9 protein-coding genes are annotated in these 12352 nt (G+C 66.3%); 1 reads left to right on the top strand and 8 read right to left on the bottom strand.

From position 1 onward, the window contains the following. Positions 1-150 precede the first annotated feature (150 nt). From ABIB26_RS19445 to ABIB26_RS19415, 7 genes are all read right to left on the bottom strand, one after another. Positions 151-894, bottom strand: coding sequence for an aspartate/glutamate racemase family protein (locus ABIB26_RS19445; RefSeq protein WP_354246903.1), 744 nt, complete (start codon positions 892-894; stop codon positions 151-153). A gap of 29 nt (positions 895-923) precedes the next feature. Continuing rightward, a complete protein-coding gene (locus ABIB26_RS19440; protein ID WP_354246918.1) occupies positions 924-2414 on the bottom strand; it encodes an NCS1 family nucleobase:cation symporter-1 in 1491 nt (496 codons plus the stop codon). 329 nt (positions 2415-2743) lie between these two features. Further along, complete coding sequence (locus ABIB26_RS19435) at positions 2744-5590, bottom strand: molybdopterin-dependent oxidoreductase (RefSeq protein ID WP_354246900.1); 2847 nt, start codon at positions 5588-5590, stop codon at positions 2744-2746. A gap of 2 nt (positions 5591-5592) precedes the next feature. Then, positions 5593-6573 carry an FAD binding domain-containing protein gene (locus tag ABIB26_RS19430; protein WP_354246897.1) on the bottom strand — a complete coding sequence of 327 codons (981 nt, stop codon included), beginning with the start codon at positions 6571-6573 and terminating at the stop codon, positions 5593-5595. Further along, complete coding sequence (locus ABIB26_RS19425; protein WP_354246895.1) at positions 6564-7817, bottom strand: XdhC family protein; 1254 nt, start codon at positions 7815-7817, stop codon at positions 6564-6566. The genes ABIB26_RS19430 and ABIB26_RS19425 overlap by 10 nt, the downstream gene beginning before the upstream one ends. 287 nt (positions 7818-8104) lie before the next feature. Continuing rightward, a complete protein-coding gene (locus ABIB26_RS19420; RefSeq protein ID WP_354246892.1) occupies positions 8105-9643 on the bottom strand; it encodes an NCS2 family permease in 1539 nt (512 codons plus the stop codon). A gap of 14 nt (positions 9644-9657) precedes the next feature. After that, positions 9658-10152: a nucleoside deaminase gene (locus ABIB26_RS19415; RefSeq protein WP_354246889.1), complete on the bottom strand. Its 495-nt coding sequence runs from the start codon at positions 10150-10152 to the stop codon at positions 9658-9660. 411 nt (positions 10153-10563) lie between these two features. Here ABIB26_RS19415 and ABIB26_RS19410 point away from each other — a divergent pair, with 411 nt between their 5' ends. Continuing rightward, positions 10564-11937, top strand: coding sequence for an 8-oxoguanine deaminase (locus ABIB26_RS19410; RefSeq protein ID WP_354246886.1), 1374 nt, complete (start codon positions 10564-10566; stop codon positions 11935-11937). Positions 11938-12043: 106 nt separating this feature from the next. On the opposite strand, the gene ABIB26_RS19405 is transcribed toward ABIB26_RS19410, so the two are convergent. Next, positions 12044-12229: a hypothetical protein gene (locus tag ABIB26_RS19405; protein ID WP_354246883.1), complete on the bottom strand. Its 186-nt coding sequence runs from the start codon at positions 12227-12229 to the stop codon at positions 12044-12046. Between the last annotated feature and the right edge of the window lie 123 nt (positions 12230-12352).

Genomic DNA, 12352 nt, shown 5'->3' with positions numbered 1-12352 from the left:
CTCGCGCTCCGTGGTGAGCAGTGGTAGTGGTTGTGTGTTCTGGAGGTCTTATTAGTGTAGTTCCGCAACTTTGGGGGTTACGCGTTGTGCTCCCGGCCTGTGCAGGCCGGCTCCACTTCCGCAGTAATGCGTGAACTTACAGTCGTGAACTTACTGTGAAGCGGATTCCTCCGCTGCCAACAACGGCCAGCCTATGACGGTCTTGGGCCGGGGTGCGGCAAAGGTCCGCACCTTGGAGGTGGAAAGCCCCAGCCTGACCAGCGATTCGGCGATGGTCACCGCAGCGGCCACCCCGTCCACCACCGGAACACCGGCGCGCTGCCGGATCTGTTCATCGAGTCCGGCCATGCCGCCGCATCCAAGGACAATGATTTCCGCTTTGTCCTCGCGAACAGCCAGCAGCGCCTGCTCGATGACCGCCTCGACGGCCCGCTCCGGCTCTTCCTCGAGCTCCAGCACGGCCATGCCGCTGGCGCGGACCGAGGCACAGCGGGCATCGAGCCCCGCCAGCTTCAGCCTGTCCTCAATGAGCGGAACAGCCCGGTCCAGCGTGGTGATCACGGAGTACTTGTGGCCCAGGAACATGGCCGTGCTGGCGGCGGCCTCGGTGATGTCCACCACCGGAACGTCCAGCAGCTCCTGGAGGCCTTCACGGCCATGCTCGCCGTAACCAGCCTGGATGACGGCGTCGAACGGCTCCGGGTAGGACATCACCTTGTCCATCACCGCGATCGCGGCAAGGTAGCTCTCGAAGTTCCCCTCGCAGGATTCGGCACCGAAGCGGGGCGTGATTCCAATGATTTCCGTTCCGGGCGCCGCCACGCTGCGGGCCGAGGCGGCGATGGAATCGGTCATGGACTGGGTGGTATTGACGTTCGCAACAAGAATGCGCATGATTTCCTCTCCGTCCGAGCCGGACGCGGTCAGTGGGTGCTGACGATGGCGATGGGCTCGCCGTCGACGTCGTCGAACTGCTGCTTGCGGTCCGAAATCAGGTAATACACCACTGCCGCGATGCCGGCTGCGAAGAACCAGGAGAACGGGGCGGCTCCCTCGAAGGCCGGGACAAAAGCGATCACGAGGGCGACGGTGGCAGCCGGTATCAGTGCCGTAATCGCCTTGGGGTTGAAGCCCTTTTTGTAGAAGTAGGCTCCCGTGGGCGACTCGATGTAGAGCTCCGGCACGTTGACCTTGCCGCGGCGAAGCAGCCAGTAGTCTGCCATGACCACGCCGAACAGCGGCCCCAGCAGCGCGCCCAGTCCGCCGAGGAAGTACACAATGACCAGGGGGTTGTTGTAGAGGTTCCAGGGAAGGATGATGAGGCCGATCGTACCGCTGACCCAGGCCGCCTTACGGAAGTTCAGGTGCTTGGGGAACAGGTTCGTCAGTGCATAGACGGGAGCCACGAAGTTGGCCATCAGGTTCACGGCGATGGTCAGGATCAGCAGGGCCAGGCAGGCCAGGACAAGGAAGAGCGTGTTCGGGATGGTCTGGACAATGTCCGAGGGGCTCTCGATGATCTTGCCGCTGATTTTGAACTGGCCGCCTGCCATGACGACCACGATGGCGCCGAAGACGAGCATGTTGATGGGGATGCCCCAGAAGTTTCCGCGGACCACGGCCTTCTTGGAGACCGCCGAGCGGGTGAAGTCGCAGAAGTTCAGGACGAAGGTTCCGTAGATGGAGACCCACAGTGCGCCGCCGGCAAAGATTGTGCGCCACATGTCGCCGCCCTCAAGGGCGTTGCTGGAGGACCAGGCGATGGAGCCGCCGGCTTCCGCGAAGATCCAGATGGCGATGGCAGCCATGGTCACCAAGATGATGGGCCCGGCGAAGGCCTCGTACTTGCGAATCATTTCCATGCCGAAACTGACGATGACCAGCTGGACGATCCACAGTCCAACGAAGGCAATCCAGCCGAGTGTGGACAGGCCCATGATGGAGTTGCCATCCAACTCCTTGAGGGAGGGAACCATCGCCACGAGCATGACGCGGAGCACCACCGACGCCAGGTAGGTCTGGATGCCGAACCATGCCACGGCCACTGCCCCGCGCAGGAGGCTGGCGATCTGGGCTCCCCTGATGCCGAAGCTGATCCGGCTCATGACAGGGAACGGGACGCCGGTCTTTACGCCCATAAAGCCGGAGAGGCTCAGCAGCGCAAAGAGCAGCACGGCTCCGACACCCAGGGCAAGGAGGATCTGCCAGCCTCCAAGCCCAAGGGCGAAAAGACCGATGGCGAAGGCATAGTTGCCGAGACTGTGGACGTCGTTGGCCCAGAGGGTGAAAATGCTGTAACTGGTCCAGCGGCGACCTTCCCGCCTTGTCGGGGCAAGGTCGATGTTGTACAGGGTGGGGCTGATCGTTCGGCCGGAGGCGGCGCTGGCTTCATCGCAAAGCGCGTCCACACCCATAGAGGGGTGGGCTGCTTTGCTCAAGTCAACTCCGGTTTCGGGAGCCGGGTCGACCTCGGTCAACGGGGTCATCTGCATCGTGATCTCACTTCTTGAAGATGTCTTCCATGCATTCCGCATTGGGATCCATGCCGGAAACTACCGGCAGGAGCGTCATTGCATTTATTCCACAATGCGGAAGATGAATATCGAGTAGTGAAATCACGGTATGACCTGGGTCACGCATCAGTCAAGGGTCGCCGGATCACGGCCTGTCACAAACGGTTGGGTCGACCCCCAGGCAGCCCGTTGTCCGCCTCATAAAGAATCCCTGCCGGGACAGCAGCACCTTAGCGGGAGGGGACCAGCCCCGCTTCCTTCAGGCCCAGATAGATCTTGTCCCGGGCGATCGGCAGCTCAGCGAACCGGACCCCCGTGGCGTTGCGGATGGCGTTGGCCAGTGCCGGCGCCACCGGGTTGAAGGGGCTCTCGCTCATGGACTTCGCGCCGAGCGGGCCCAGTTTGTCGCTGGTGTCGGCAAAATACACCTCGCTGCGCGGCACGTCCGCGAAAGACGGGATGTGGTACTGCCGCAGGATGTCCGTGGTCACCCGTCCGGCGTCATCCACCCTGACCTCCTCATACAGCGCGGCGCCCAGCGCCTGGGCGATTCCGCCCTCGATCTGCCCGCGGCACTGCCTCGGGTTCACCACCACCCCGGCGTCGGCCGCCTGGACACTCTGCAGGATCCGCAGCTCCCCCGTCCCGGTGTTCACGGCCACCCGGAACCCGTGGACGTTGAAGGCCACCGAACGCGGTGTCCCGCCCCAGCGCCCTTCGGCGGCGAGTTCGACGCCGGCGCGGGCGGCGGCGTCGTAAATTTCCGCCAGCGGCACCCTGGTTCCCTCGCAGAGGACCGCGTCGCCGTCCAGCGTGCAACCGGAAGCCTGCACCTGGCGGACGCCGGCGGCGAACGCCCGGATCCGCACCGCAAGTTCCTCGGCGGCAGCAAGTGTCGCCTTGCCGGCCACCACGGTACCGGCGGAGCCGAAGGCTCCGGTATCGTGCTCGACCAGATCCGTGTCCGACTGCCGGACACGGATCCGGCCGGCCGTCGTGGCGAGGGCCGTCGCCGCGAGCTGGGCGTGCACAGTGGTGGTGCCGTTGCCGAATTCGGCGGTCCCGACGTCGGCCGCATACGTGCCGTCCGGCAGGAGCCGGAGCTTTGAATGGGCGAAGTGACCCCGCGGCGGGACGGTGTCGATCATGGACAGCGCCGAGCCCTCCCCGGTAACCCAGTCCGGGCCAAGGTGGTCCAGGCCTGCCGCGCGGTAGCGTTCGCGGCCCCGGTCCAGGGCGTCCGCGACGAGCCGCAGGCACTGGTCCAGACCGTAGCTGCCGTAGTGCACGTCCTCCTCGGGTTCCGGATGCGTGGACAGCATGTCATCGCCTTCGCGGACCATGTTGCGGCGCCGGAACTCCAGCGGGTCCAGCCCGATTCCGGCAGCCAGCTCATCGATGGCTGACTCGATGGCAAAGATCATCTGACTCAGCCCGTAGCCGCGGAAGGCCCCGGACGGCACCGTGTTGGTGTAGACGGCCTGGGCGTCCACTTTCTTGTTGGCACATTTATACACACTCAGGGATTCGCCGCAGCCGTGGAACATCACTCCCACAGCGTGGTTGCCGTAGGCGCCGGTGTTGGTCAGCACGTCCAGCTGCAGGGCAGTGAGCCGGCCGGCCCGGCTGGCACCGGCCTTGAGCCGGATGGTGAACGGGTGCCGCGTGGTGGCCGCCGTGAACTGTTCGGTCCGGGTGAACTCCAGCTGCACGGGACGGCGCAGTTTCAGCGCGGCGAGGGCCACGATGTCCTCTGTGAGCACCTCCTGTTTGCCGCCGAAGCCGCCGCCAACCCTGCCGGCCACCACGTGGACCTGGTTCTCGGGCAGCCCAAATACCCTGCACAGCGTCCGGCGGACCAGGAACGGCACCTGGCTGGAGGTACGGACCTGCAGCCGGCCGTCGTCGTCGATCGACGCGATGGAGGCGTGCGTCTCCAGCGCCACATGCTGCACGCGCTGGGTGCGGTACGTCTGCTCGTGGACGAAATCCGACTCGGCAAAACCGGCGGCCACGTCCCCCAGCTCGGAATGCAGCTCCACCACGACGTTTTGCTCCGGCCGGCCGATGCGCGCCATCGCCGCATCCTTGTCCCCGTGAATGGCCGGGGCTCCGGGCCGCAGGGCCTCTTCCGGGGTGAAGACGGCGTCCAGTACCTCGTACTCAACAGCCAGCGCGCAGACGCCGGCTTCCGCCGCGCTTACGGATTGGGCGACGACGGCGGCAACCCGCTGTCCGATGAACCGCACCACGTTATCCAGCACGCGGGTATCGTCCGGGTCGTCCGTGTAGAGCTCGTGCTGGGCCGTGGAGAACAGCTGAGCCGGGGCGTCCTCGTGGGTGAATACGGCTTCCACTCCGGGAATCTGCAGGGCGGCGGTTGCGTCGATGGAGACCACCCGGGCGTGGGCGTGCGGCGAGCGGAGCAGCTTCAGGTGCAGAAGCCCGGGGAACTCGTCCGCCGGAACGTCCAGGGTGTAGCGCGCTGTGCCGGTGACGATCGCCCGGCCGGCCGGTGCGGGGACGTCGTCCCCCAGCTGGCCCGGCTGCGGAGGGGGCTGCCCTTCGCCGGCGATTCCGGCACCCGGCCCCGCCGGGGCAGGGTGGCTGGATTCGCCATGCCTTTCATGACCGCAGACAGAGTCCCCGCACACCGCGTCCTCGATGGCGCGGTATCCGGTGCAGCGGCACAGATTGCCTTTGAGGCTGCGGGGCAGGTTCTCCTTCTGCGCCGCGTCGAAGGTGGCGGCGGTCATGAGCATGCCCGCAGTGCAGAAACCGCACTGGAAGCCTTGCCGGTCCAGGAACTGCTGCTGCACCGGGTGGAGCGCGCCGCCGGTTCCGGCTGTGGCAGCGAGTCCCTCCACGGTGGTGACGGCATGGCCTTCGGCCCGGACGGCCGGATAGATGCAGCTGTGCACGGGGGTGCCGTCCACGTGGACGGTGCACGCCCCGCAGTCGCCGCCGTCGCAGCCCTTCTTGACGCCGAAGTTGCCCTGCTCCCGCAGGAACGTGCGCAGGCATTGGCCCGGACGGGGTTCGGCCTGGGCCGGTGCGCCGTTGATTTCGATGGCCATGCTCAGGCCCTTTCCTTCGGGGATGCGGCCGGGGACGCATCCAGGGTGGGATTCACAAACGCATTCCGGGCAGGAGCCCGAGGGATTGATGCCTGCGGAGGCCAGAAGTCGCCGGAAACGTGCAAAGGCGTGTCGCCGGCCGGGGCTGAAAGTTCGGCGCGGATTTCTTCGGCCAGCCGGTACGTCATGTCCCGCCGCCAGGCAGGGAGCCCGTGGATGTCGTCGTGATAGAGGGCCTCCGGGATGGCGGTATCGAGGGCAGCGGCCAAGGCGGCGGCGTCCGGTTGCGCGTCGAACCGCAGCTGAATCGGCCGCTTGGTCGCTGCCGTGACGGTGAGCGTCAGGTTCCCGCCGGCGTCGAGCCTTCCGATCAGCAGCACCCCGGAGCGTCCCAGGTTGCTCAGCGAGAGCCGGCGGAACGCCGTCCGCGAGGCGAGGGCCGACGCCGGGAGGTGCACGCTGCGCAGCAGCTCGCCGGGAGCCAGGGCGTTCCGGCCGTCCCCGGTCACGAACTCCGTTACCGGAACAGTGCGGCTGGCGCCGCCCGGGCCCAGGACGGTGGCCCGGCCGTCCAGCGCGGCGCACAGTGAAATCATGGGTCCGGCGGGCAGCGAGGTGCAGAGGTTGCCGCCGACGGTGGACATGTTCCAGACCTTGAAGGAGGCCACGAAGGAGTCGCAGCAGGGGCGGATGAGGGAAAGGGCCGGCCAGGATCCGGTGTAGATCCCAGGCCCGGGATCATCCGGGAGTGCATACAGTTCCGCGACGGTGCACGTTGCCGCGAGCTCAATGCCCTCCCCGGTGACCGTGACGGCGGGCCATCCGGCGGAGCCCAGGTCCAGCAGGCGCTTGAGCGGGTGCTGGCCGAACGCGTAGCTGCCGTAGGAGAACAGGACCGTGCCGCCCGCCAGCCAGGCATCGCCGTCGCGCCAATCGGCGGGGTCCGTCGTGGGGACGACGGCCTCGATGGTGTTCATGTCCATGGGTCCTCCTGGCGGGGTTCGTGCGTGCGGGGTTCGTGCACAGCAGGTGGTTCTGTGTGGTGGATGGGGCCGCTGCCGTCCTTGAGCGAGGATGCCGTGAGCGGCGCCAGCGATGCGGGCGCGCGGGACGCGAGGATTTCGGCGGTGATCGAAACAGCTACTTCGGCCGGGGTGACCGCGCCCAGATCCAGGCCGATGGGCGAATGGAGCCGCTCCAGCGCCTCGGCCGGAGTGCCGGCCGCGAGCAGCGCATCGATGCGCTGGCGGTGGCTGCGTCGCGAACCCATGGCGCCCACATAGGCGAGGCCCAGGCCAAGCGCGGTTTCCAGCAGCGGGATGTCGAACTTGGGGTCGTGGGTCAGCACGCACACCACGCTCCGGCCGTCCACACATCCTGCTGCTGCTTCTGCGGCGAGGTAGCGGTGCGGCCAGTCCGTGACCACCTGGTCGGCGGCGACGAAGCGGCCCTGGCTGGAAAAAGCCGGCCGGGCATCGCACAACGTGACGTCGTAGCCAAGGAGCTTCCCGGCCGGGAGCAGCGCGGCGCCGAAGTCGTTGGCGCCGAAAATGAGCATGCGCGCGGCGGGGAGCCGGCTTTCCACGAAGAGGGTGATGGGCTCGGGCTGGCGGTCCCCGGACACAGAACCGGCCGCCGGGCCGCAGCCTTCAGGCGGGGCCAGCCGCACCATCCCGGTGCGTCCGCCTTGGAGCAGTGGCTCGAGCTGGGCGGCTGCCGCGTAAACAGTAGCGGGATGGTCACCCACCAGCCGGGCAAGTTCCGGCGACTCCATAGCGCGGAACCGCACAGGATCCTGCACGACGACGGCTCCCCCGCCGGCGTCAAGCCTGCGGATCAGTGCCAGAGCAGCAGTGGAATGGTGGCCTGCCAGGCTGTTCAGCATGGCGTAGTCCATGGCCTCCGGCGAGGACCCGAGCGGCTGGATGTGGACTTCCAGCTCCCCTCCGCAGGTCAGCCCGACGGCGAACGCGTCCTCGGCGCTGTAGCCGAAAGACTCAAGGCGCGGACCGTCGTCGCGCATGGCCTGAAGGGCGGCGTCCACCACGGCGCCTTCCACGCAGCCGCCGGAGAGACTGCCCAGCACATCGCCGTGTTCCGACACAAGCAAGGAGGTGCCGAGCGGCCGGGGCACGGAGCCGCCCGCGGCCACGATGGTGGCGACGGCGCAGCGCTGGCCGGAGACCGCAGGCCGCCAGCTTCCCAGTGAAGGTATTAGGTCCAGCATGGCAACACGTCCTTTACCACTGAGGTCCCGGACGGGAAGCCCGTCCGGAGCAGTGCGCGGTCTTGCCTCATAATCTCATTCCTTGCTGGTGTAGAGGGAAAGTCAGGGCGAGTTGTTTGAGAGGACCGGGGCGGGGCCTCTAATCCCACCCCGGTCCGTGACGGAGCAGCCGCACTCCACCGCCGCCCGCCGTCGTGGGTTCCGGTGCTGCGAACCACGGCGGCGGACGCCTACTCAATGCGGTGGGTGCGGATGGACCGCCGTTTGAGGCTCCCCCGAGGGGCGGGTTACACGCCCATCAGTGCGTTGATGGGTCCCCGGGCGAAGTAGATGATGAAGCCCGCGGTGACCACCCACATGAGCGGATGGACCTTCCTGCCCCTGCCGGACGCAGCGCTGATGACCGCGAAGGAGATGAAGCCGACGCCGATGCCGTTGGCGATCGAGTAGCTCAGCGGCATCGTGACGATGGTCAGGAATGCCGGCAGGGCCACGGCGAACTTGGTGAACTTGATCTCGCGGATCTGTGCCATCATCATGGCGCCCACCACCACCAGGGCAGCGGCGGCCACTTCCAGCGGAACCACGCTGGTGAGCGGGGTGAGGAACATGGAGCCAAGGAACAGGACACCGGTGATAACGGAGGCCAGCCCGGTGCGGGCGCCTTCGCCGATGCCTGCCGCGGAATCGATATACACGGTGTTCGAGGATCCCGAGGTGGCTCCGCCGGCAATTGCACCGAAGCCTTCAACGATGAAGGCGGATTTCAGCCGCGGGAAGGTGCCGTCCTTGTGCGCTACGCCGGCGCTCTTGGCGAGGCCGGTCATGGTGCCCATGGCGTCGAAGAAGTTCGTGAACACCAGAGTGAACACCAGCATGGTTGCCGCGAGTCCGCCGATGCGGCCGAAGGCGCCGAACATGTCGAACTGACCCACGAGGCCCAGATCCGGTGCGGAGACCAGCTGGCCCGACAGCACGGGCGTGTTCAGGTGCCAGCCGCCGGGGTTGGCGTCGCTCGAAGGACCGATGTGCAGGATGGCTTCCACAACAGCTGCCAGCACGGTGGTGGCTACGATGCCGATCAGCAGACCGCCCTGGACCTTGCGTGCCACGAGGATGCCCATGGCCAGCAGGCCCACCACAAAGACGAGAGTCGGGATGGACGTAATGGAGCCGTCATTGCCGAGCTGCACCGGCGGACCGCCCTTGGTGGCACGGACGAAGCCGGAATCCACAAAGCCGATGAATGCGATAAACAGGCCGATGCCCACGGTGATGGCGGCCTTGAGTTCCTTGGGGACGGCCCGGAAAATCGCGGTCCGGGCTCCGGTGATGCCGAACAGGACGATCAGGATGCCGTTGACCACCACCAGGCCCATGGCCTCGGGCCACGTGACCTCGTGGATCACCGATACTGCGAGGAAGGAGTTGATGCCCAGCCCCGCTGCCAGGCCGAACGGCAGATTGGCTATCAGCCCGAAAAGGATGGTCATCACACCGGCGGTGAGTCCGGTGACCGCGCCGACCTGCGCGGCGGACAGCCAGCCGCCGGCCACATCGGTGGGGGCGTTGTCCGCGCTGAAGCCGCCCAGGATCAGCGGATTCAGGATCACAATGTAGGCCATGGTGAAGAACGTGACCAGGCCGCCGCGGAATTCGCGGGCAAGTGTTGAACCGCGCTCGGTGATCTGGAAGAAGCGGTCCAGGAAAGCGTTCGACGCCGGTGGCCGGGTGTTGCGGGCCTGTCGCTTGGCGGGGACTGCGGCGTTGGGGGCCGGCGTCGTTGCCGGTTGCGGTCCTTCGTGGGACTGATCGAGGATTGTCATGTCAGCCACCGGCCCTAGTAGTCAATCCTGGAGTCGAGCGTGTTCCAGGTGTTGAACGGCTCCAGTACTGCGGGGGCCTGGGGATCACCCAGTTCCAGCTTGGACACCGGCATCAGGACATCCCGGTTCTCGTTCTCGAAGTACTCGTAGAAGACGGCGTCGTCGAAGCCTACCGAAGCGGCGTCATGCCGGTCTGCGGCGAAAACCACGCGGTCAATGCGGGCCCAGAGCGCGGAAGCAAGGCACATGGGGCATGGCTCGCAGCTGCTGTAGAGGGTGGATCCGCGCAGGTCGAACGTTGCGAGTTCGGCGCAGGCCCGCCGGATGGCCGTGACCTCGGCGTGGGCCGTGGGATCGTTCGTAGCGGTGACGCGGTTGACGCCGTCGAACGCTTGACCGTCCGCGGTGACCACGACGGCGCCGAACGGCCCGCCGCTGTTCAGGACGTTGGCCGTGGCCAACTGGATGGATCTGGCCAGAAACTTTTCGGCCGTGACGGTGCTGCTCATGATGCGACTCCCTTTGCTGGGAAGCCGGTATACCGAGGTGAGACGGAAGGGCCAGATGCGACGGTTACCAGGCTTCAGCATGTGCTTTTGAAGGTTAAGTTGCGCCTGGTAGATAGCTTCCCCGGAGTCCGGGTGCCCGCCTTTGGCAAGATCGAGACTAGCACCGGGATGTGGCGCGCGCCATAGTTTTCTGGAATTTTAATTCCGCAATATGAAATATGATTTTCCGCATGGTCGCATTCCGCGGGCGTTGACGGGCATTTGCCGGCTACCTTACGCTGATCCCGGGCCGCCGCTGTTCGCAGTGCCGGCCAACCTGGATCAGCAGACAGGGCCTCACTGAGCTGGAACATTTGCCGCCGGGTCACACCGGAAAGTGCAGACCCGGAACCAACACAGAAGGAACCAGACATGGCCTCCACTCATCCGCATCGCTCCGCAACCCGGCTCTGGATCAGAAATCCACAGGCGGCATTCACCGCGAATGGCCTCGACGCCTCGGGCGGCATCGTGGTCAGCGGCGGCAAAATAGCGGAGGTGCTGGCCGCCGGACAGCGGCCTTCCGCACCCTGCGAGGAGACGTTCGACGCCGGAAATCACGTCCTGCTCCCCGGCCTGATCAACACCCACCACCACTTTTACCAGACGCTCACCCGGGCCTGGGGGCCGGTGGCCAACGCGCCACTTTTCCCGTGGCTGCAGAACCTATACCCCGTGTGGGCCAGGCTAACGCCGCGCGATCTTGAGCTGGCCACCACGGTGGCCCTTGCCGAACTTCTGTTGTCCGGCTGCACCACCGCCGCTGACCACCACTACCTCTTCCCGGACGGCATGGAGGATGCCATCGACATCGAGGTTGCGGCGGTCCGCAGACTGGGAATGCGGGCAACCCTCACCCGCGGCTCCATGTCCCTGGGAGAGGACGACGGCGGCCTGCCGCCACAGTCCACAGTGCAGGCGCCTGAGGTGATTCTGGCGGACAGCGAGAGGCTGATCGGCGAGTACCACGAGCGCGGCGACGGGGCCACGATCCAAATTGCACTGGCCCCGTGCTCGCCTTTTTCCGTGACCAAGGAGATCATGGCCGAGAGCGCTTTGATGGCAGGGCGCCTGGACGTCAGGCTGCACACCCACCTCGCCGAGACCCTGGACGAGGAAGATTTCTGCCGGGAAATGTTCGGGCTGCGCACAGTTGACTATCTAGAGAGCGTCGGCTGGCTGACGGACCGGACCTGGCTGGGCCACGGCATTCACTTCAGCGATGACGAGATCGCCCGGCTGGGAGCCGCCGGCACCGCCGTCGCACATTGCCCCACGTCAAACATGCGGCTGGGATCCGGCACCGCGCGGATCCTGGAACTGGAGGACGCAGGCGTGCCGGTGGGGCTGGGAGTGGACGGATCGGCGTCGAACGATGCCTCCAACATGATCCTCGAAGCACGGCAGGCGCTGTACCTGCAGCGGCTGCGCTACGGGGCGCAGGTCCCGGTGGAGCGGGCGCTGGGCTGGGCAACACGCGGCTCCGCTGCCGTTCTGGGGCGGCCCGATCTTGGCCAGCTGGCACCGGGGATGCAGGCGGATCTGGCCCTGTTCAAGCTCGACGACTTGCGGTTCTCCGGAAGCCACGACCCCATTGCCGCACTGCTCCTGTGCGCCGCCGACCGCGCCGACCGGGTCATGGTGGGCGGGGCGTGGCGCGTGGTGGACGGCCAGATCCCGGGCCTGGACGTTGCCGGGCTGATAGCGGAACACTCGGCCGCGGCCAGAAAACTGATCTCCGGGTAACCAAAGCAACGCGGGGTCACTTTGAGCCCATCCCACCGGGATGGGCTCAAAGTGACCCCGCGTCGCCCCAATGTCGCTCCGGGGTCGCGCCAGGAAGGGGTGCGCCCTAGGAACGCAGCCGGCCCACAAGCGGAAGGCGGTGCATCCAGCGCGAGAACGGACCGGGGCCATGCCCGCGGTCGGCCGGTATGAAGAAGTCCGGGTCCGTCCCGCCGCCGGTGGGGAGGTAGAACTCCTGGGCTGGTGCTGCGGCTCGGGCCGGCGTGACATGCTCCTGCTCCTGCGGGGTCATCTGATCCTCCTCATCTGGACTTTCGCGGGTACTTCAAATCTTCGGAATGAATATTTTCGCAGTGCATATTTTTCGCTATGCGGAAAATAAATACTGTTATATGGAAATCCTAGATCGCCCGCG

It is taken from the genome of Arthrobacter sp. UYEF20 (assembly GCF_040546335.1).
Taxonomy (GTDB): domain Bacteria; phylum Actinomycetota; class Actinomycetes; order Actinomycetales; family Micrococcaceae; genus Arthrobacter.
The sequence above is the reverse complement of the archived record's forward strand: the minus strand, read 5'-3'. Positions and strand labels throughout refer to the sequence as shown.